Below are 17,343 nucleotides of genomic sequence, written 5' to 3' on the forward strand. Positions count from 1 at the left end.
TCCGGGTTCAGGTGCCCGTCCAGGCGGCGGGCCGCCGGGCCAGGAAGGCCTCGACGCCCTCGGCGAAATCCCGGCTGCCGTAGCACTCGGCGATCAGGTCGGTCGCGTCCGCTTCCGCGTCCCGGGCGAGGCGGCGCAGCATCGCACGGGTCACCCGCAGGGTCACGGGGGCATGGCCGAGAAGCCGGTCGCAGATGCCGGCGACCTCCGCCTCGAGGGCGTCCGGCGCCACCACGGCGGCGAGGTAGCCCAGCGGCGCCAGGGTCTCGGCACTGGGCATCTCGGCCAGCAGCAACATGCGGGCGACGAGGCTCGGGCCGAGGGTCGCGGTCAGGCGGCGCAGGTTGGCGGGCGACAGGCAATTGCCCAGGGTCCGGGCGATCGGCACGCCGAAGCGCGCCCCGGCCTCGGCGATCCGGATGTCGCACGCATTGGCGATGGCGAGGCCGCCCCCCACCGCGAAGCCCTCGATCACCGCCACGGTCGGCACCCGGACGGCTTCCAGACCGGCGATGTAGCCGTCGATGCGGGCTTCGTAGGCGACGCCGTCCTGTCCCGTGAATCCGACGAACTGCTCGATGTCGGTGCCGGCCACGAAGGCCTTGCCACCGGCGCCGCGCAGCACGGCGACCCGCACCGCCGGGTCGGCCTCGATCCGCCCCAGGGCCTCGGCGAGGGCCTCGTACATCGCAAACGTCATCGCGTTGCGGGCCGACGGGCGGTCGAAGGTGAGATGGGCGACGCCGCCCTCGACCCGGTAGCGGACCGCGCCGTCATCGGCGGGGCGGGTCATGCGGCGAAGGCTCCATTGTCGCGCAGGCGCGCGATCGCCTCGCTGGTCAGCCCGAACTCGCGCAGGACCTCGTCGGTGTGCTCGCCGAGCAGCGGCGCGTGCCGGCGCACCTCGGCGGGCGTGCCCGAGAGCTTCACCGGAAATCCGATATTCGGCACGCTGCCCTCGATCGGGTGCGGCACCTCGATCCGCATCTGCCGGTGGCGGCCGTGCTCGCTCTCGAAGGCCTCCGGGTAGGTGTTCATGCGCCCGGCCGGAATGCCGGCGGCGAGCAGATCGCTCACCCAATCCTCGGCGTTCCTGGCCGCGAAGCTCGTCTCCAGCGCGGCGATCAGGGCCTCTCGGTGGGCAAGCCGCCCGGCGATATCGCGAAAACGTTCGTCGGTTAGAAGGTCCTCGCGCCCGAGCACGTCGCAGAGCAGGCGCCAGAGCTTCTGGTTGGTCGCCCCCATGACGAAGTAGCCGTCCGCCGCCCGCACCGCCTGATAGGGCGCGCTCATGCGGTTGGCGGTGCCGAGCGGCTCCGGAATCCGGCCGGTTCCCCAGTATTCGCTCGTATCCCAGATCGAGAAGGCCAGGGCCGAGTCGAACAGCGACGCGTCGATGTACTGGCCCGCGCCGCTGACCTGCCGGCCGATATACGCACTGAGGATGCCATAGACCGCGAACAGCGCGCAGCCGATATCCGCCACCGGCACGCCGGCCTTCACCGGCGGCCCGCCGGGATGGCCTGTGACGCTCATCACGCCGGACATGGCCTGGGCCATCAGGTCGTAGCCCGGGCGCTTGGCCCAGGGACCCGACTGTCCGAAGCCCGAGATGCTGGCATAGATCAGGCCCGGATTGCGCGCCCGCATCGCCTCGTAACCGAGGCCGAGCCGGGCCATGACGCCGGGGCGGTAGTTCTCGACCACGATGTCGGCGGTCTCGGCCATGTCGAGCAGGAGGTCGCGCCCGGCCGGGCTCTTCAGGTTGAGGGCGAGGCTGCGCTTGTTCCGGTTCATGTTGAGGAAGCCCATGCTGTCGGGCCCCTTCATCTTGAACCCCATGGCGCCCCGGGTCTGGTCGCCGGTGCCGGGCGGCTCGACCTTGATCACGTCGGCCCCGAGATCGGCCAGCAGCATGCTGCAGACCGGACCGGCCATCACCTGCGTCACGTCGAGGACGCGCAGGCCCGCGAGGGGCAGGGGGCGCGGGGTGAGGGTGTCGTGCACGGCTTGGTCCATCGTGCCGGGTTCCTGTGTTGTGCCGGAATCGGGCGCAGCCCGCCGGCTGGAATGTCGCTGACGGCGGCAAAGTCCGCCCGCATCTCCTCGCCTCGCTCGCAGGGCACCACGCCGTCATTCCGGCGCGCCGGAGGCGTGCAATCCAGACACTCGGGAGGTGCAGGATCTGACGCCGTCGGCGGCTCTGGATCTCGGGCTCCGCTGCGCGGCCCCGGGATGACGTGGTGCTGCGCCTGGGTTTCCGACGAGCACAGCGCCAGCCGTGGGGAAACGGGAACGCCCGCTACTCCGCCGGCACGACCCGCCCCAGAGGCACCTCCGGCGCCTCCACGAAGGGCTGCTCGGGGTGCATGGTGAAGGCGAGGCCGGCGCCGAGCAGGCACAGGCCGATGGAGCCGGCGAAGGGCAGGGTCCAGCTTCCCGTCATGTCGACGATCATCCCGAAGACGATCGGCGAGATGATCGCCGCCACCGCCGAGCCGGTGTTCATCAGGCCGGCGGCCGTGCCCGAATATTTCGGTGCGATGTCCATCGGCACCGACCAGATCGGGCCGATCACCAGCTCGGCGAAGAAGAAGCCCGAGCTGAGCAGCAGCGCCACCAGGGTCAGGTCGCGGGTGAAGAACACGCCGGTGAGGCTCGCGGCCGCGCCGAGGAAGCCGACCACGATGACGCTGAGCCGGGCCAGCTTGAGGTTGCCGGTCTTCTTGAGAATGCGGTCGCTGAAGACACCGCCGAGGGTGTCGCCGACGACGCCGGCGAAGAACACCCCCGAGGCGAACAGGGCCGAGTTCTTCAGGTCGAGGCCGTAATTCAGCTTGAAGAAGCTCGGCAGCCAGCCGAGGAACAGCCACAGGGTCCAGCCGTAGCAGAAATAGGTCACCGTCACCGGCAGCATGCGCCGGGTCAGGCGGCCCCAGGGCACGGTTTGCTTGGCGCCGACCTTGCTCGGCGGCGGCAACACCGCGAGTTCCTCCGGGGTGATCGCCGGATGGTCCTTGGGGTCATCACGGAAATACGCGTACCAGACGACGACCCAGGCGAAGCTCGCGACGCCCAGGATGACGAAGCCGATGCGCCAGCCGAACTGGTAGATCAGGAAGGCGACGATGGGAGGCGCCACCGCGTTGCCGAGCCGCGCGAAGGCGTGGGTGATGCCTTGGGCGAAGCCGCGCTTGCCCGGCGCGGTCCAGTTCTGCATGGCGCGGGTGGCGGTCGGGAAGGTCGCGCCCTCGCCGAAGCCGAGCAGCACGCGGGCGAGGAACAGGCTGATCAGGCCGCCGACGAGACCCGTGAGGATCGTCGCCGAGGCCCAGATCAGGCCGCAGACCAGCAGGGTCCGGCGAGCGCCGAACTTGTCGCCGACCGATCCGCCGATGACCTGGAAAATGGCGTAGGGGTAGGCGAAGGCGGACAGGATCAGGCCGAACTGGGTGTTCGACATCCCGAGATCCTTCATGATCTCGCCGCCCGCCGTCGCGATGTTCACCCGGTCGAGATAGGTGACGAAGTACATCAGGCACAGCAGGAACAGGACCATGTTCGACGCGGAGACGCGTCGTTTGGCAGGGACTGACGCGGAGACGCGTCCAGTTGCTGGCGTCATCGGGGTTTCCTCCAGTTGAACGCGACACCCCGCCCGGTCTGATCGCCGGGCTTTTTTGCGGGGGCACGCAGGATCGGTGTAATCGGCTGGCGTTAGGGGCTTTCAGTTTTACGAAGTCTTCGTCCCAGGCCCTTCGTCATCCCGGGGCCGCGCAGCGGAGCCCGAGATCCAGAACCGTAGGTTCGATCGCGTCCGGCACCGTCGGCGGACCTGGATTCCGGGCTCGCCTTCGGCGCCCCGGAATGACGGTCTGTCAGACCCCAACCCATTGGCTCCGCCGGAGGTGTCGCTCAGTCGTCGAGGCCGGAACGGAGCGCATCCATCGCCGCCAGCACGCCGCCGCGCGTGTGCGGCACGCCGCCCGCCTTCAGGCCCATCTCGACGCCGGACAGGGCCGCCATCAGCATGAGGTCGTTGGTCTCGCCGAGATGGCCGATGCGGAAGACCTTGCCGGCGACCTTGGCGAGCCCGGTCCCGAGGGACAGGTCGTACTTGTCGAGGATCAGGTTGCGCAGGGCGTCGGCGTCGTGGCCCTGCGGCATCACCACGGCGGTGAGCACCGGCGAGTATTCCGACGGCTCCTGGCACAGGACCTCGAGGCCCCAGGCCTCGACGGCGGCACGGGTGGCGGCCGCAAGGCGCTGGTGGCGGGCGAAGACCTGGGGCAGGCCCTCCTCCATCAGGATGGCGATGGCCTCGCGCAGGCCGTAGAGCAGGTTGGTGGCCGGCGTATAGGGGAAGTATCCGGCCGCATTCGGCTTGAGCATCTCCTGCCAGTCCCAGTAGGAGCGCGGCAGCGTCGCGGTCTTCGTGGCGGCGAGCGCCCGGTCCGACAGGGCAACGAGCCCGAGGCCGGGCGGCAGCATCAGGCCCTTCTGCGAGCAGCTCACCGAGACGTCGACGCCCCAGGCGTCGTGAGCGTACTCGGCCGAGCCGAGACCCGAGATCGTGTCGACCAGGAACAGGGCCGGGTGGTTGGCCCGGTCGATGGCCTTGCGGATCTCGGCGATCCGGCTGGTCACGCCCGTGGAGGTCTCGTTGTGGACCACCATCACGGCCTTGATCGACTTCGCGCGGTCCTCGGCAAGGATGGCCTCGACCCGGGCCGGGTCGACGCCGCGGCGCCAGTCGCCGGGCACGAACTCGACCTCGATGCCCCAGCGGGCCGCCATCTGGCGCCACAGGGTGGCGAAGTGGCCGGTCTCGAACATCAGCACCCGGTCGCCGGCCGAGAGCGTGTTGACGATGGCGGCCTCCCAGGCCCCCGTGCCCGAGCCCGGATACAGGATCACCGGGGCGCGGGTCTGGAACACCGCCTGGGCCCCTTCCAGAACCGCCCGGCCGAGCTTGGCGAAATCCGGCCCGCGATGGTCGATCACCGGCATGTCCATGGCGCGCAGGACGCGTTCGGGCACGGGGCTCGGCCCCGGGATGTGCAGGAAGTGGCGTCCGGTGCGTGTCGTCATCGCGGGCCTCGCAGGGCGATTGGGGAGCAGGCGACGGGGAAGTCCGGGTCCGAGGCGGAACCGGTCCGACCGGCGGTTCCGGACCGCCCCGAGGACCAGAACGGTGCCGGAAATCCTGCGCGGTGCCGGAACGCAGCGCGCGATTGTCGGCGACGAGCCCCGGTTTCAATTGCGTTGCCCCGAAATTTGCATTCATTTTTCGAACGCACAAGCACTATTTTGCGAACGGTTGCGCTCGACCCCACCGCTTCGGGCTGATAAATCTGGAACGATGATGCTTGAGTCCGCCCCGGATCCCGCGACCGACGCGGGCGCCGCCGCCGCGCCCACGGGACTGCCGGTCCTCGCCGTCGCCTCCCTGCACGGCACGCTCCTGGCCAACCTGCGCGACTACATCGTGGAGGGGAACCTGGCGCCCGGCGCCCGGGTGCCGGAGCGCCTGCTGTGCGAGCGCTTCGGCATCTCCCGCACCCCGTTGCGCGAAGCCCTGAAGGTGCTGGCCTCCGAGGGGCTGATCGATCTGCTGCCGAACCGGGGCGCCCGGGTGCGCCAGCTCGGCGCCGACGAGATGGTGGCGCTCTTCGACGTGATGGGCGGCCTCGAGGCCCTGGCCGGCCGGCTCGCCTGCGAGAAGATCAGCGACGCGGCCTATGCGGAGATCGAGCGCCTGCACCACGAGATGTACGCGTCGTACCTGCGCCGGGACCTGCACGGCTACTTCGCCTGCAACCAGGCGATCCATGACCGCATCGTGCGCGCCGCCGACAACGAGCCCCTGGCCACCACCTACGCCAACTTCGCCGGCCGCCTGCGCCGGGTGCGCTACTCGGCCAATCTCGACCAGAACCGGGACCGGTGGGGCGAGGCGATGCGCGAGCACGAGGAGATCCTCGACGCCCTGCACCGGCGGGCCGGCCATGAGCTGAGCGACATCCTGTTCCGGCACCTGCGCAACAAGCGCAAGGCCGCTGCCGTCCGCGAAGCCGCCCCCGCCCCCGACGCGACCGAGGGCTGACCCGGGGCGATGGCGGTTGCCCTGGCGGTCATCCTGCTCGGTGAGGGTTCGGACCGCGTCCGGTCGATGGACCCGGATGGGCAGAACACGACCGGGTTGGCGAAACCCAGCCCCGAACGACGCTCCTCCCCAAAGGTCATCGCGTCCACGCCTCGATCTCGCAGACCCCGCGAGGGTCTCGTCCCGGCACGGGTCGACCCTTCCCCCTCTGCGGGGGAGGGTGGTCGCGCAGCGACCGGGAGAGGGGGTGCGCGGACCCCGCGCTGCGGCCAGACCCGTCTCCGAATCGCGCGAGCGAGCCCCGTGTCAGCCCCGCAGGGCCGACAGCCGTTCGGCCTCGGCGCGGATCACGTCCGCCGCCCGGAGGATTCCGGGTTCGTCGACCTCCAGATGGGTGGTGGCGCGGATCTCGTGGGCGCCGATCGCCCGGACCCGGATGTCCTGCGCCAGGCAGGCCTCGGCGAAACGGGCGGCCGTGACCCCGAGGGGCGCCACCGAGAAGCACAGGATGTTGGACTGGGCCGCCCCGGCCGCGATGGCGAGGCCCGGCGCGCCCGCGATCCGGTCGCGCAGCAGGGCCGCGTGGGCGTTGTCGCGGGCCAGCTGGTCGACATGGTGATCGAGCGCGTAGAGCCCCGCCGCCGCCAGGATGCCGGACTGGCGCATGGCGCCGCCGAGGCGGTACTTCCAGCGCCAGGCCTGGGTGATGAAGTCCCGGTCGCCGCACAGGACGGCACCGACCGGGCAGCCGAGCCCCTTGCTCAGGTCGATCCAGGCGCTGTCGAAACCCTCCGCATAGGCTTTCGCGGCGATGCCCGTGGCCGCCACGGCGTTCAGCAGGCGGGCCCCGTCGATATGGGCCTTGAGCCCGCGGGTTTTGGCGATGTCGCGGATGCGCCGCATATCGGCCAGATTCCAGACCGAGCCGCCCGAGAAGCTGGTGGTCTGCTCGATCGAGACCAGGGCCGAGCGCGGCGCGGTGCGAGCCGGAACCCGGATCGCGGCCTCGAACGCCTCCGGCGTGTAGACCCCCGCCGGGGTCTTCAGCGCCGCCACGGACACGCCGCCGATCGCCGCCGAGCCGGCGGCCTCGGTGTTGTAGATGTGAGACTGGTCATCGACGATGATCTCGTCGCCGGGCCGGGTCTGCACCAGGATCGCCACGAGGTTGCACATCGTGCCGGAGGGCATGAACACGCCGGCCTTCTGCCCGAGCAGGTCCGCCACCCGCGCGCACAGGGCCAGGGTGGTCGGATCGGAATCCGATTGCTCGTCGCCGACCTCGGCCGCCGCCATCGCGGCCCGCATCCCCGGCGTCGGCCGCGTCTGGGTGTCGCTGTACAGGTCGATCATGGTACCCCCCTATTTTGCATGCAGATTTTGCGGGTTATCTTATCCGCATCGCGGCGGGCTGCCACCCTGTCAGGCCTCGGACGCACCGGGTCTTCGACCCGTTCCCCCGGGCGTTCTCCGACTCGCCTTCGTTTCGTCCTGCCTTCCTCCGTCTTGCTTTCCTCCGTCTTGCCTTCCCCCCGTCTCGCGGCGCGGAGGCCCACCGGCCCCGCGCGAGGACCCGATGCATGACCGCCACGGCTGAGCCCTTCGTCGCGCCGCGCGCCGCCACCCGCCGGAATGCCGGGCTGCCCCGGCGGCTGGCCGAGGCGCTGGAAGGAGAGGCGCGCTTCGACGCCTTCACCCGCGGACGCTACGCCACCGATGCCTCGATCTACCAGATCGTCCCGGCCGGCGTGGTCCTGCCCCGCTCCGCCGCCGACATCGCCGCCACCCTGAAGATCGCGGCCGAGCACGACGTGCCCGTCATCCTGCGCGGCGGCGGCACCTCGCAGAACGGCCAGCCGATCGGGCGCGGGCTGGTGGTTGACTGCTCGCGCCACTTCAACCGCATACGCGCCTACGATCCGCAGGCCGGCACCGTCACGGTGGAGCCCGGCATCGTGCTGGAACAGCTCAACAGCCAGGTGAAGGCCGACGGCTGGTTCTTCCCCGTCGAGCCCTCCACGGCGACCCGCTGCACCATCGGCGGCATGGCGGGCAACAATTCCTGCGGTGCGCGCTCGCTGCGCTTCGGCAAGATGAGCGACAACGTCCTCGCCATGGAGGCCCTGTTCCACGACGGGGTTCCGTTCGGCTTCGGGCCGACCGGAAACGACAGCACGGGCGTAACAGGTCTCGGCGTAACAGGTCTCGGCGTGATCGGTTCAGGCGTGACAGGCTCGGGCCGCGCCGAGTCCCTGGCCGCCGCCATGCGGGCGCTGGCCGAGTCGGAGCGCGCGGAAATCCTGGCCCGCTTCCCGCAGGTCCAGCGCCGGGTCGGCGGCTACAACCTCGACGCCCTGATCGAGCCGCGGCCGAACCTCGCCCACCTGCTCGTCGGCTCGGAGGGCACGCTGGCGGCCACCACCAGCGTCACCCTGAAGCTGTCGCGGCTGCCCGCCCACCGGGTCATGGGCGTCTGCCATTTTCCGTCCTTCCGCGCCGCCATGGAGACCACGAAGGCCCTGGTGGACCTCGATCCCGTGGCGGTCGAACTGGTCGACAACAACGTCCTGGTGCTGGGCGCCGACATTCCGCTGTTCCGCACCACGCTCGCCGACATCACCTGCGGCACCCCGAACTGCCTGCTGCTGGTGGAATTCGCCGGCGACGACCGGGCGACGCTCCTGGCCGACCTGAAGCGCCTCGACGCCTGCATGAGCGACCATGGCTTCACCGGCGCCGTGGTGGAGGTGCCCGAACCGGTCCGGCAGAGATCCGTCTGGGAGGTGCGCGAGGCCTGCCTGAACATCATGATGTCGATGAAGGGCGACGCCAAGCCGGTCTCCTTCATCGAGGATTGCGCGGTGCCCCTGGAGCACCTGGCCGACTATACCGACGCAGTCACCGAGGTGTTCACCCGGCACGGCACCCGCGGCACCTGGTACGCCCACGCCTCGGTGGGCTGCCTGCATGTCCGCCCGATCCTCGACATGAAGCAGGGCGGCGACGTCGCCAAGATGCGCTCCATCGCCGAGGAGGCCAGCGCCGCGGTCCGGCGCTTCAAGGGCTCCTATTCCGGCGAGCACGGCGACGGCATCTCGCGCTCGGAGTACATCGAGCCAATGTTCGGGGCGCGCCTGACCCGCGCCTTCGAGGCGGTGAAGGACGGATTCGACCCGGACAACCGCCTCAACCCCGGCAAGATCGTCCGGCCGCTGCGCATGGACGACCGGTCGCTGATGCGCTTCCAGCCGGGCTACGCCGTGACCGAGCCGACCGTGCCGGCCCTCGACTGGTCCGACTGGGGCGGCTTCGGCCCCGCCGTCGAGATGTGCAACAGCAACGGCACCTGCCGGAAGCTCGCCGGCGGCGCCATGTGCCCGTCCTACCGCGTCACCAAGGAGGAGCAGCACCTGACCCGGGGCCGGGCCAATTCCCTGCGGCTCGCCATCTCGGGCCAGCTCGGACCGGACGCCTTCACCGGTCCGGAGATGAAGCGGACCCTGGACCTCTGCGTCTCCTGCAAGGCCTGCCGGCGCGAGTGCCCGACCGGCGTCGACATGGCCAAGATGAAGATCGAGTTCCTGCACCATTACCATGCCCGGCACGGCCTGCCCCTCAAGGAGCGCCTGGTGGCGGCGCTGCCGCTCTACGCCAGCACGGCCGCCCGGCTGGCCCCGCTTCTCAACCTGCGGGACCGCCTGCCGGCCCTGGCCCGCCTGTCCGAGCGGCTGGTCGGCCTCTCGGCGCGCCGGACGCTGCCGCAATGGCGCCGGCCCTGGCGCGAATCGGGCGAGCCCGCCCATCCCTCCGACGTCACCGGCGATTTTCGCGACATCGTCCTGTTCGGCGACACCTTCAACCGGGCCTTCGAGCGCGAGAACCTGGAGGCCGCCGAGCGGGTGCTGCTCGCCGCCGGCTATCGCCTGCATCGGGTCTTCCCGCATCGCGGACGCCGTCCGCTCTGCTGCGGCCGGACCTACCTCGCCTCCGGCCAGACCGACCGGGCCCGGGCCGAAGCGCGGCGGACGCTCACGGCGCTGCTGCCCTATGTCCGGGCCGGCGCCCGGATCGTCGGCCTCGAACCGTCCTGCCTGCTCACCTTCCGGGACGAGTTCGCCTCGCTCCTGCCCGGACCCGAGGCGGCCGAACTCGGACGGGCCAGCCTGCTGTTCGAGGAGCTGCTGGCCGCCGACCTCCAGGCCGGCCGAATCGACCTGCCCCTCGCCGATCAGGGCGGCCGGGTCGCCCATCTCCACGGCCATTGCCACCAGAAGGCCTTCGGCGCGATGGGCGCCGTCGAGACCGTGCTGCGAGCGGTGCCGGGCCTCGACGTTCGGGTGATTGAGTCGAGCTGCTGCGGCATGGCGGGTGCCTTCGGGTACGGAGCCGACACCATCGACGTGTCCCTGGCCATGGCCGAGCTGTCGCTGTTCCCGGCCCTCCGGGCCGCTGGTCCCGACGATCTCGTCGTCGCGGACGGAACCAGCTGCCGGCACCAGATCCACGACGGTCTCGGCCGAGACGCACGTCATGTGGTCCGCGTCCTCGACGAAGCCCGCGCGACCTCGACGCGACCCTCGGGGAATACACGGGTCTGCAATCCCGCGATTTCACCCTGAAGCGCGCGCCGCAGACGCGACGGAAACTCAGCCGACGAGAGCCTGAACGGGCGCAGACGTGCGGCGCAGCACGCGGCTCCGCTTGCCGTTTTACATTATATACGTCATTTATAAAGGGACAGGCCGGCAGGTCGGCCCTGCCAGGAGAGCGCCATGGGCCAAGCCATCCAGAAGACCGCCATCGTCACCGGAGCCTCCTCGGGCATCGGCCTCGCCACCGTTCGGGCCCTGCAGGCCGCCGGCTATCGGGTGTTCGGGACGAGCCGGCGGCCCGGCGGCGCCCTGGGAGATGCCGGCACCCTGCTCACCTGCGACATCACCGACGAAGCCTCCGTGGCCGCCATGGTCCGCACCGTTCTGGACGAGACCGGCCGGATCGATCTCCTCGTCAACAATGCCGGCTGCGGCATCAGCGGTGGCGCCGAGGAATCCTCGGTCGCGCAGGCGCAGACGCTCTTCGACGTCAATCTGTTTGGCGTCATCCGCACCATTCGGGCGGTCCTGCCGACCATGCGCGACCAGAAGAGTGGCCGCATCATCAACATCAGTTCCGTCCTCGGCTTGGTACCGGCGCCCTACATGGCGCTCTACGCCGCGAGCAAGCATGCGTTGGAAGGCTATTCGGAATCCATCGACCATGAGATCCGTGGCCAAGGCATCCGCGTCGTCCTGGTGGAACCCGCCTATACCCGGACGTCCTTCGACCAGAACCTCGTCGTGCCCGATGCACAACTGAGCATCTACGCAGAGGCCCGTGCCGGTGCGGACACGATGCTGCGGACCGTGATGGCGACCGCCGACGCCCCGGAGGTCGTCGCCCGAAGAGTGGTGGAGGCCGCCGCCGCAGCCGTGCCCCGCCGCCGCTACACCGCCGGAAAGGTCGCCCGCCAGGTGAGCCTGCTCCGCCGCTTCGCGCCGGCCCACCTCTTCGACAAGAGCCTGCGTAAGCAGATGGGTCTGCCGAACTGAGCGCCGGACGCCGCCGCGGGATCTAGAATTCCATGCCGAATTTAACCCGAAGGTTGTGCCGCTCGAACTGGTTCAGGCCCAGGCCGCGACTGGCCAGGGTCGAATCCCTGTCCCGGCCCCAGACCTGTCCGGCATAGGCCAAGGTGAACCAGGTCTTCTCGGTGAAGCGGTGATGGAGGGCCGGGCCGACGAAGACCGCCTGGCTCTCCAAGTCGTTGAGAAACGTGCCGTTATAGCCCCGCAGGTAACGGACTTCCGGCCCCAGATAGGTGCTGTCCCCAACCCGCGCCACAAAGGCGTTCGACCAGAGGAAGGTGGACGAGCGATAGCCGGATGCCCCGACGCCGCGCTGGCGCCCGGCCGCCGGCTCGAAGCTGATGTTGCTGCCGTACCAGAGTTTGTCCGGCACCACCTGGACATCGAGTTGCAGCACGCTCTCGATGTCGAAGATGTCGGCTCCGTTGCCCTCAATCGGCAGCACGCGGGCAAACCGGGGCCTCACTTCGAGGGCGAGGCCGAGGGGCTGCTCCTTGCTGCTCTTGAGAAACTGATATTTCACTTCGACGGATATGCCATCGAAGGTGCCGTAGGACTTGTCGTCGAGGTCGGTAATGTTGCGGACGTTTCGAAGGTTGCCGAAGGCTCCGATCTCGATGCTCAACTTGTCCATCGGATCGAACTGATAGCCGAGCTTGGTGTCGAGAACGCGGTAGCGGCCCCGGCCGGGACCGGCCGGCCGCTTGCCCAGCCGGGACACCGTATCGACCACAACCTCCTGCTCGCCCTTCTCGCCCGTATCGGCGCCCTCGGTGAAGCCGAACAGATGTTCGGTATCGACCTCCTTCGCGGCTTTCTCGTCGCCAGCACCGGAATCCGCTCCGGTCTTGGCCGTGCGATCGGTTTTCGGAGACGCGCCCGAAGGCTTTGACCCCGCTCGCTCCGCAGTCCCGGAAGCCTGGACGGCATGCGCGGAGACGTTGGCCAAGACCGCCGCAATCAGCCCGAGCAAAACCCCGACCGGACGCGTGTAACGCGATGTCATCATTGAGAAACCCCATGGCGTCGCTCAACCCGATGACGGTCCGGCAACTGCCGGCACCTTAGATACGCTTCGGCTTATCTTGCCTGCGGCCGCCTGGACACAGATGCAGGAAATGTGAATTTTCCGGGATTAACCCCGCAGCATCACAGCCGTCGCTCCCCGCGGGGAGGGGCCCGGATTCCCGCGCGCGCTGCCGTATCGACCGGGGGAACGGCGCAGGTGCAAGGCTGTTTCTTCGACACAGCATCCAGGAGTTTCACCATGCGGATCATTGCGACAGCGTCGGCCCTCGCCCTTCTCACCTTCGGCAGCGTCGGGGCGGCGGAAGCCAAGGGGTGCATCAAGGGCGCAATCATCGGCGGGATCGCTGGGCACTACCTCGCCGAGCGCGGCGTCGTCGGTGCGGTCGCGGGTTGCCTCGGCGGTCGCTATCTGGCGAACCGTCAGGCGCGGCGTCAGCGGGAGATCGATTACGGTTCGCGAGTCGAGCCACGCGGCACGGGCTACGGCCAGCCCGCCTCCGGTCCGCGTCGCAACTACAGCTACTGATGCGACGTCGGCTCGGCCCTCATCGAAGGCCGGGCCGACCCAGGGTCAGGGTGCCGCGAAGGTCAGAGGCGCCTCGGGCCGCGTCGCCATCCAGAGAACGTGACGAGGCCCGTCGTTGCCCTCTTTGGCATGAACCCGGACCTCGTCGACCCCGTATCCATGCAGGCGCAGGCGCGCCTTGAAGCGACGATCCGGTTTGCCCGACCAGACTCCCAGGATGCCGCCCTTCCGCAGGGCGTAATGGGCTCGCTTGAGACCCCAGGCATCATACAGGCGGTCATTCTCCCGCCGGGTCATCCCCGAGGGGCCATTGTCGACATCCAGCAGGATGGCGTCGAACTGCTCCGGTCCTGACTGGATCAATCGGTTCACATCCTCCTCCACGATCGTGACGCGGGGATCGTCGAGGCTGCCCGCGAAGAGGTGGGCGAGGGGGCCACGTGCCCAGGTCACCACCGCGGGAATGAGTTCGGCGACGACGATGCACGCCTCCGGCCCAAGCGCGGCGAGCGCCGCCCGAAGGGTGAAGCCCATGCCGAGTCCACCGATGAGGACGCGCGGGGCAGGGCGATCCCGGAGCCGCTCGCAGGCGATCGTGGCGAGCGCCTGTTCCGAGCGACGATCCAGATTGGTCATCAGCTCCGCATCCCCGACCTGGATCGAGTAGGCATCGCCCTGTTGCAGAAGGGTCAGCCGGGCCTTGGTGCCCGGAATGGCGCTGGTGTCGATGGAGACCCAGGGAGGCGAGGGGATCAACGCTGAACTCCGTCCGCGCAGGCATCGGGCCGCGCTCGCACGGGCCTCATCCGAATCCCACCCGAAGGTCAACCGGATTGCGGGCCTGCACCGGGCGGATCAGCGCGTCAGGAATTCGCGGAGCGCCACGTTGACGGCGTCGATCGCCTCATGGTGCAGCCAGTGCGTCGCCTCGGGAAACCAGGTGAGCTGGCCCTGCGTGCAACGGGCCAAACTCTCCGTGGCAAGGCCGGGCGAGAGGGCGAAATCCTTCCGGCCCCAGAGGATGTGTGTCGGCACGCCGATCGGCCCGTCCTGCGTCCGGCGCTTCAGGCGCAATGCCCGATACCAGTTCAGCATGCCCGTCGGCGCACCGCGCTGTGTCCAGGCCTCGGCATAGCGTTCGAGATCCGCTTCGGTGAAGGTTCCGGGCCGGCTCGTCAGGCGCAAGGTCTGGCGTAGGGCACGGAAGTTTCCCGCACGAAGAGCTGCCTCCGGCAATCGAGGGATCTGGAAAGCGGCGACGTACGAGGATCGGAGTGCCTGGATCGGGTGTCGACGCGTATAGGCCCCGATCACGTCGGGATGGGGCGCGTTCAGGATGACGAGGCGACGGATGCGCTCGGGGTTACGGGCGGCGAGCCACCAGGCGACGATCCCGCCCCAATCGTGCCCGACCACCTGAACCTGCTCGGCGCCGAAATGGTCCGCCAGCGCCAGGACATCGTCGGCGAGCCGGTCGAGGTGATAGGCCGAGAGAAGCCGAGGCTTGCTGCTCCGATTGTATCCGCGTTGATCGGGGACGATGATGCGCAATCCTGACGCTGCCAAGGCGTTGATCTGATTGCGCCAGCCGAACCAAGCCTCAGGAAACCCATGGAGAAGGATCGTCGGCGCTCCATCCCGAGGGCCGGCCGTGGCGACCTGCAGCGTGACGTCGGGCAGGGTCAAGAAGCTTAGATCCGGATCACGCGGCGCCATGGTGCCGTCTCTCCTCGGGTCAGGGAGAAGCGAGGGGAACGCCGGCCACTCGGCGCATCCCTCGCCCACGATACGCCAACTCCGCCCGGACGGCTTTTTCTCCCCTCGCGCCTGTCGAACTCCCCTCGCTCCTGGCGAAATGGGGCTCGCCCATGAACCGGGGGCTCGTCGCAAAGCCGGCCCGGCCGAGGCCGAATTCCCGTCAGGGGATCATGCTGCCGGCCGATGCGGTTGAAACTCGGGTCAGCCGTGAAACACCAGCCTCCTGCACCGCCCGATGCCGATACCCTTTGGACGTCCGAAGCTTCCCTCCAGCCAGCAGGACCTCGAGGAATCCGCGCGGCCGACCTACCGGCCGCCCCAACCGTCGGGCCTGTCCCCGGTCTTAGCGCGCAACATCGAGGCCTTGCAGCAGCGGCGCGCGGCCGATGAGCGCCGGTCGAGCGCGGCGGACCGGATCGCTGAAACGATCACCCGCTTCACCGGCAGCATGCCCTTTGTCGTCTTGCACGTGGTCGTGTTCGGTCTCTGGACGCTGATCAACACCGGCCTCCTGCCGGTCCTACCGAGATGGGATGCGAGCTTCGTCATCCTCGGCACTTCCGCATCGGTGGAGGCGATCTTCCTCTCGACCTTCGTGCTGATCAGCCAGAACCGCATGGCGGCCGCAGCCGACAAGCGCGCCGACCTCGATCTGCATATCGGACTTCTGGCCGAGCATGAGGTCACGAAGCTGGTCACGCTGGTGTCGGCGATCACGGATCATCTCGGCATCGCCACGGAGGCGGACGCGGAGGTCGGCGAACTCAAGCAGGATGTCTCTCCCAACCTGGTCCTCGATACCATCGCGGAGACGCAGCCGGGCAGAACCTGATGTCCCGGTACCTCTTGGGTCGAGCCTTCAGACCAGGGCACCGGATTGCGCCGGCGCGGCCGCCCGGGCAGCGTCGGGCCCTAGAGTGGGCACTTCGACGGCAGGTGCCTGGACGACCTTAGCGTCCGCCTGCCGCTCGAGCGTCACGACGGTGCGGAAGGCGAGAACGATGCCGGCCAGACCGAACAGGACGGAGCCGGCACCGACCCCCGCGATCACGCCCTTTGGTCCGTAGTAATGGGCGCCGATCAGGGCCGGCGGCACGGTTCCCAACGTGGCGCGGCCCCAGTTCAGGGCGGTCGAATAAAACGGGAAACCGAGGTTGTTGAACGAGGCGTTCGCCAGGAACAGGAGCCCGGTGAAGAACCAGACACCGCCGCTCACGAGGCAGAAGAACCCGAACAGGTCGGCCGCGACGCCCTGAAGTTCGAAGAGCCTGATGAGAGGAGCCGCGCCCAGTGCCAGGGCGAGCCAGACCACCAACACGTAAGCCGCCGTCACCAGGGTGCCGTCACGCAGAACGCCGCGCATCCGGTCGAAGCGTCCCGCGCCCCAGTTCTGGCCGAGGATCGGCCCGATCGACCCCGACATCGCGAACAAGCCACCGAAGGCCACCGGGGTCAGCCGATCCACCACAACATTGCCGGCCACCGCGACGGCGCCGAACTGCGCCAGCGCATGGGCGATGAAGGCACTGGCCACGGAGGGCGCCAGGTTCGTCAAGACGGCGGGCAGGGCGATGCGCATGACGACGGGCGCATCCGCGATCACGTGGGCGAGGCGCGGCCGGGCGAGCATTCGATGCTGACGCACGCCCCAGAGGCCGATGATGGCGAAGGTCGCGCGCGCAAAGCAGGTCGTGATGGCCGCCCCGTCGACGCCGAGGCCCGCGCCAAAGATCAGCAGTGGGTCGAGGCCGGCGGTCACGATCGCCCCCCCGAGCGTGACGTACATGGCCTGACGCGCAGCGCCAACGGCGCGCAACAGGCCGGAAAACATCATGCCGGGTCCCATCAGCAGGTTCGACGGCAGCGTGATCCAGAGGAAGCGCGTCGCCGCCGGCAGGGTCTCGGCATCGGCCCCGATCCAGCCCAGGAACATCGGCAGGAACGGCAGCATCCCGAGCACGAGAAGCCCCGACACGACGATGCCGTGGATAGTGCCAGAGGTCGCCAGCCGACGGGCGCCCTCTCCATCGTCGGCGCCGATTGCCCGTGAAACCAGGGCGCCGGCCGCGATCATCAGGCCGATATTGATGGCGATCGCGAAGAACTGGACGATGGTGGCAAAGCCGACGGCCGCCGTGAGGGTCGGATCACCGAGCTTGGAGACGTAGAGGAGAGACAGGAAGTCGACGACGAAGATTGCCATCAGTCCGACCGAACCGGTGGCGCTCATCGTCACGACATGGCGCAGGATCGAGCCTTCGACGAAGCGCGCCGAGCCGCTTCGGGTCACCTCAGCCATC

14 protein-coding genes are annotated in these 17,343 nt (G+C 69.1%); 5 read left to right on the forward strand and 9 right to left on the reverse strand.

Annotated elements, in window-relative coordinates; translation table 11 throughout:
• Positions 1-7: 7 nt before the first annotated feature.
• The 4 genes from ACV7NL_RS13005 to ACV7NL_RS13020 all read right to left on the reverse strand — a co-directional run bounded on the left by ACV7NL_RS13005 (position 8) and on the right by ACV7NL_RS13020 (position 5,091).
• Entirely contained in the window at positions 8-793 is a 786-nt protein-coding gene (locus ACV7NL_RS13005; protein ID WP_056182714.1) for an enoyl-CoA hydratase, read from the reverse strand.
• Positions 790-2,019, reverse strand: a complete 1,230-nt coding sequence (locus ACV7NL_RS13010) for a CaiB/BaiF CoA transferase family protein (RefSeq protein ID WP_463355892.1) — start codon at positions 2,017-2,019, stop codon at positions 790-792. The genes ACV7NL_RS13005 and ACV7NL_RS13010 overlap by 4 nt, the downstream gene beginning before the upstream one ends.
• Positions 2,020-2,302: 283 nt before the next feature.
• The gene (locus ACV7NL_RS13015; RefSeq protein WP_056480287.1) at positions 2,303-3,625 is read right to left on the reverse strand and encodes an MFS transporter; all 1,323 of its coding nucleotides are present in this window, start codon (positions 3,623-3,625) and stop codon (positions 2,303-2,305) included.
• 290 nt (positions 3,626-3,915) lie between these two features.
• Positions 3,916-5,091 carry a pyridoxal-phosphate-dependent aminotransferase family protein gene (locus tag ACV7NL_RS13020; protein WP_247634725.1) on the reverse strand — a complete coding sequence of 392 codons (1,176 nt, stop codon included), beginning with the start codon at positions 5,089-5,091 and terminating at the stop codon, positions 3,916-3,918.
• A 271-nt stretch (positions 5,092-5,362) separates the two neighbouring features.
• On the opposite strand from ACV7NL_RS13020, the gene ACV7NL_RS13025 reads away from it, so the two are divergent.
• Positions 5,363-6,106, forward strand: a complete 744-nt coding sequence (locus ACV7NL_RS13025; RefSeq protein WP_463355893.1) for a GntR family transcriptional regulator — start codon at positions 5,363-5,365, stop codon at positions 6,104-6,106.
• A 306-nt stretch (positions 6,107-6,412) separates the two neighbouring features.
• Here ACV7NL_RS13025 and ACV7NL_RS13030 read toward each other — a convergent pair whose 3' ends face one another.
• A complete protein-coding gene (locus ACV7NL_RS13030; RefSeq protein ID WP_463355894.1) occupies positions 6,413-7,459 on the reverse strand; it encodes a threonine aldolase family protein in 1,047 nt (348 codons plus the stop codon).
• Between the two features lie 227 nt (positions 7,460-7,686).
• On the opposite strand from ACV7NL_RS13030, the gene ACV7NL_RS13035 reads away from it, so the two are divergent.
• Together ACV7NL_RS13035 and ACV7NL_RS13040 are read left to right on the forward strand one after the other, a co-directional pair.
• Complete coding sequence (locus tag ACV7NL_RS13035; protein WP_463355895.1) at positions 7,687-10,725, forward strand: FAD-binding and (Fe-S)-binding domain-containing protein; 3,039 nt, start codon at positions 7,687-7,689, stop codon at positions 10,723-10,725.
• Between the two features lie 153 nt (positions 10,726-10,878).
• Positions 10,879-11,694, forward strand: coding sequence for an oxidoreductase (locus ACV7NL_RS13040; protein ID WP_463355896.1), 816 nt, complete (start codon positions 10,879-10,881; stop codon positions 11,692-11,694).
• A gap of 22 nt (positions 11,695-11,716) precedes the next feature.
• Here ACV7NL_RS13040 and ACV7NL_RS13045 read toward each other — a convergent pair whose 3' ends face one another.
• Positions 11,717-12,739, reverse strand: coding sequence for a hypothetical protein (locus ACV7NL_RS13045; RefSeq protein ID WP_463355897.1), 1,023 nt, complete (start codon positions 12,737-12,739; stop codon positions 11,717-11,719).
• 258 nt (positions 12,740-12,997) lie between these two features.
• On the opposite strand from ACV7NL_RS13045, the gene ACV7NL_RS13050 reads away from it, so the two are divergent.
• On the forward strand, positions 12,998-13,285 hold the full coding sequence (locus ACV7NL_RS13050) for a hypothetical protein (RefSeq protein WP_056182738.1): 288 nt from the start codon (positions 12,998-13,000) through the stop codon (positions 13,283-13,285).
• A 45-nt stretch (positions 13,286-13,330) separates the two neighbouring features.
• Here ACV7NL_RS13050 and ACV7NL_RS13055 read toward each other — a convergent pair whose 3' ends face one another.
• Positions 13,331-14,041, reverse strand: coding sequence for a spermidine synthase family protein (locus ACV7NL_RS13055; protein WP_244476799.1), 711 nt, complete (start codon positions 14,039-14,041; stop codon positions 13,331-13,333).
• 99 nt (positions 14,042-14,140) lie between these two features.
• The gene (locus ACV7NL_RS13060; RefSeq protein ID WP_463355898.1) at positions 14,141-15,001 is read right to left on the reverse strand and encodes an alpha/beta fold hydrolase; all 861 of its coding nucleotides are present in this window, start codon (positions 14,999-15,001) and stop codon (positions 14,141-14,143) included.
• 277 nt (positions 15,002-15,278) lie between these two features.
• On the opposite strand from ACV7NL_RS13060, the gene ACV7NL_RS13065 reads away from it, so the two are divergent.
• A complete protein-coding gene (locus tag ACV7NL_RS13065) occupies positions 15,279-15,875 on the forward strand; it encodes a DUF1003 domain-containing protein (protein ID WP_463355899.1) in 597 nt (198 codons plus the stop codon).
• 27 nt (positions 15,876-15,902) lie between these two features.
• On the opposite strand, the gene ACV7NL_RS13070 is transcribed toward ACV7NL_RS13065, so the two are convergent.
• The gene (locus ACV7NL_RS13070; RefSeq protein WP_463355900.1) at positions 15,903-17,342 is read right to left on the reverse strand and encodes an MATE family efflux transporter; all 1,440 of its coding nucleotides are present in this window, start codon (positions 17,340-17,342) and stop codon (positions 15,903-15,905) included.
• Position 17,343: the final 1 nt, after the last annotated feature.

The organism is Methylobacterium sp. Ger2507, from assembly GCF_055231875.1.

Coding starts and splice junctions, on each gene's coding strand:
- ACV7NL_RS13040 (WP_463355896.1), top strand. CDS start 10,879: ATGGGCCAAGCCATCCAGAAGACCGCCATCGTCACCGGAGCCTCCTCG.
- ACV7NL_RS13045 (WP_463355897.1), bottom strand. CDS start 12,739: ATGATGACATCGCGTTACACGCGTCCGGTCGGGGTTTTGCTCGGGCTG.
- ACV7NL_RS13015 (WP_056480287.1), bottom strand. CDS start 3,625: ATGACGCCAGCAACTGGACGCGTCTCCGCGTCAGTCCCTGCCAAACGA.
- ACV7NL_RS13030 (WP_463355894.1), bottom strand. CDS start 7,459: ATGATCGACCTGTACAGCGACACCCAGACGCGGCCGACGCCGGGGATG.
- ACV7NL_RS13010 (WP_463355892.1), bottom strand. CDS start 2,019: ATGGACCAAGCCGTGCACGACACCCTCACCCCGCGCCCCCTGCCCCTC.
- ACV7NL_RS13025 (WP_463355893.1), top strand. CDS start 5,363: ATGATGCTTGAGTCCGCCCCGGATCCCGCGACCGACGCGGGCGCCGCC.
- ACV7NL_RS13050 (WP_056182738.1), top strand. CDS start 12,998: ATGCGGATCATTGCGACAGCGTCGGCCCTCGCCCTTCTCACCTTCGGC.
- ACV7NL_RS13060 (WP_463355898.1), bottom strand. CDS start 15,001: ATGGCGCCGCGTGATCCGGATCTAAGCTTCTTGACCCTGCCCGACGTC.
- ACV7NL_RS13020 (WP_247634725.1), bottom strand. CDS start 5,091: ATGACGACACGCACCGGACGCCACTTCCTGCACATCCCGGGGCCGAGC.
- ACV7NL_RS13005 (WP_056182714.1), bottom strand. CDS start 793: ATGACCCGCCCCGCCGATGACGGCGCGGTCCGCTACCGGGTCGAGGGC.
- ACV7NL_RS13035 (WP_463355895.1), top strand. CDS start 7,687: ATGACCGCCACGGCTGAGCCCTTCGTCGCGCCGCGCGCCGCCACCCGC.
- ACV7NL_RS13065 (WP_463355899.1), top strand. CDS start 15,279: ATGCCGATACCCTTTGGACGTCCGAAGCTTCCCTCCAGCCAGCAGGAC.
- ACV7NL_RS13070 (WP_463355900.1), bottom strand. CDS start 17,342: ATGGCTGAGGTGACCCGAAGCGGCTCGGCGCGCTTCGTCGAAGGCTCG.